Annotated in this window: 3 protein-coding genes; all 3 read left to right on the forward strand. The window is 65.5% G+C overall.

The features are described from left to right. On the forward strand, positions 1-314 hold a 314-nt coding region (locus tag AC1D00_RS39785), incomplete at its 5' end, for a YciI family protein (RefSeq protein ID WP_477014461.1). Positions 315-379: 65 nt separating this feature from the next. Next, a complete protein-coding gene (locus AC1D00_RS39790; RefSeq protein ID WP_477014462.1) occupies positions 380-739 on the forward strand; it encodes a hypothetical protein in 360 nt (119 codons plus the stop codon). Positions 740-901: 162 nt separating this feature from the next. Then, entirely contained in the window at positions 902-1,642 is a 741-nt protein-coding gene (locus AC1D00_RS39795; RefSeq protein ID WP_027545587.1) for a TetR/AcrR family transcriptional regulator, read from the forward strand. The last annotated feature ends 107 nt before the right edge of the window (positions 1,643-1,749 follow it).

Consider the following 1,749-nt stretch of genomic DNA (forward strand, 5'->3'; position numbering starts at 1 on the left):
GCTACAACGAGGCACTGAACGATGCCGGCGTCCTGATCACGCTCGACGGCCTGCATCCGCCCTCAATGGGCGCGCGCGTTTCGTTTGCGACGGGCGAGCCTGTTGTGACCGACGGCCCCTTCACTGAAGCCAAGGAAGTGCTGGGCGGCTACTGGATGATCGAGGTCGACTCGCGTGCCGAGGCGATTGCGTGGGCGAAGAAGTGCCCGGCCTCGGCCAATGAAGTCATTGAGATCCGGCAGGTGCAGGAGATGGCCGACCTTCCGCCGGACGTGCAGGCCGCGGCCGCCGGCTTCGACGGTCTGAAGAACTAGCCAGAGCGGCCGCGATTGGAATTCGCGGCCGTCATCAACAAAGTCATCAACAAAGGAGAGAACCAATGACCGACACCTATCTCGCCGTGTTCCTCGGCAGCAAGACCAGCCCGAAATGGGCTGCATGGAATGCGATGTCGGACGCCGAGCGCAAGGCGAAGGAGCTGGAGGGCATCGCGGCCTGGAAGGGTTGGGTCGAGAAGCATCAAGGCGCGATCCAGGCGATGGGCGGTCCGCTCGGCAAGACCAAGCGGGTCGACGACAAGGGCATTGTCGACACCGCCAACGAGATGGGCGCCTTCACCGTGGTCCGCGCCGCGTCCCATGAAGCGGCTGCGAAGATGTTCGAGAACCACCCGCACTTCGCGATCTTTCCCGGCGAGCGCGTCGAGATCATGCCGGTGCTGCCGATCCCGGGCGGTTAGTCAGCTTCGTCATTCCGGGGCGCGCGCAAGCGCGAGCCCGGAATCTCGAGATTCCGGGTTCGGCTCTTTCGAGCCGCCCCGGAACGACAGTGAAAATACGGGTTCACCAAATCCCGCTTGCGCTAGTGACCTTCACCCCCGGCTCATGTAAAAGCCGTTCACATGAGCTGGCGCAAGGAGACGCGCCGCGCCGAGCGCGGCTATCACCACGGCAATCTGAAGGAAGCCTTGTTGCAGGCTGCCCTCGGGCTGATTGCCGAGAAGGGCGCGGCCGGCTTCACCTTTGCCGATGCCGCGCGCATGGCTGGCGTCAGCGCGGCGGCGCCCTACCGGCACTTCCGCGACCGCGATGAGCTGTTGTCCTCGATCGCCCAGCGCGGCTTCGAGCAGTTCGAGGCGCGCTTGACCGCGGCCTGGGACGACGGCCGGCCCGATACGGTCACCGCGTTCGAGCGGGTCGGCAGGGCCTATCTCGCCTTCGCCCGCGAGGAGCCGGCATTCTACAACGCGATGTTCGAATCCGGCCTGCCGGTCGATGCCAATCCCGCTTTGCAGGCCGCGAGCGAACGCGCCTTCAACATCATTCGCGCCGCGGCGGAGCGGCTCGCGGCACTCGCACCGCCCGGCACGCCGCGGCCGCCGGCGATGATGATGGCGCTGCACATCTGGTCGATGGCGCATGGCGTGGCCTCGCTGTTCTCGCGCGGCGATGCAGCGCGACGAAAACTGCCGATGTCGCCGGACGAACTGTTAGAGGCCGAGGTGCTGATCTATCTGCGCGGTCTCGGCTTCCCGACCGATCGCCGTCCGCCTGCGAAAAGCGCCGAGCCGCCGCCGGTACCACCGGAGGCGTCCTCCGGTTCTGGCGTGCCGCCCGGTGGCCCCTGGGGCAAGCCGAAATAAAATTGCGCAAATAATTCGCCCGGCCTGTCGGGCGGCCGGCTTGACAAAATCGCGGGATGGGCTAGCTATGTAAATGTTATTTACATTCACAACGGCGCTGGTGCCGT

The sequence above is a fragment of the Bradyrhizobium sp. P2_E8 genome (genome assembly GCF_056403875.1).

Coding starts and splice junctions, on each gene's coding strand:
- AC1D00_RS39795 (WP_027545587.1), top strand. CDS start 902: ATGAGCTGGCGCAAGGAGACGCGCCGCGCCGAGCGCGGCTATCACCAC.
- AC1D00_RS39790 (WP_477014462.1), top strand. CDS start 380: ATGACCGACACCTATCTCGCCGTGTTCCTCGGCAGCAAGACCAGCCCG.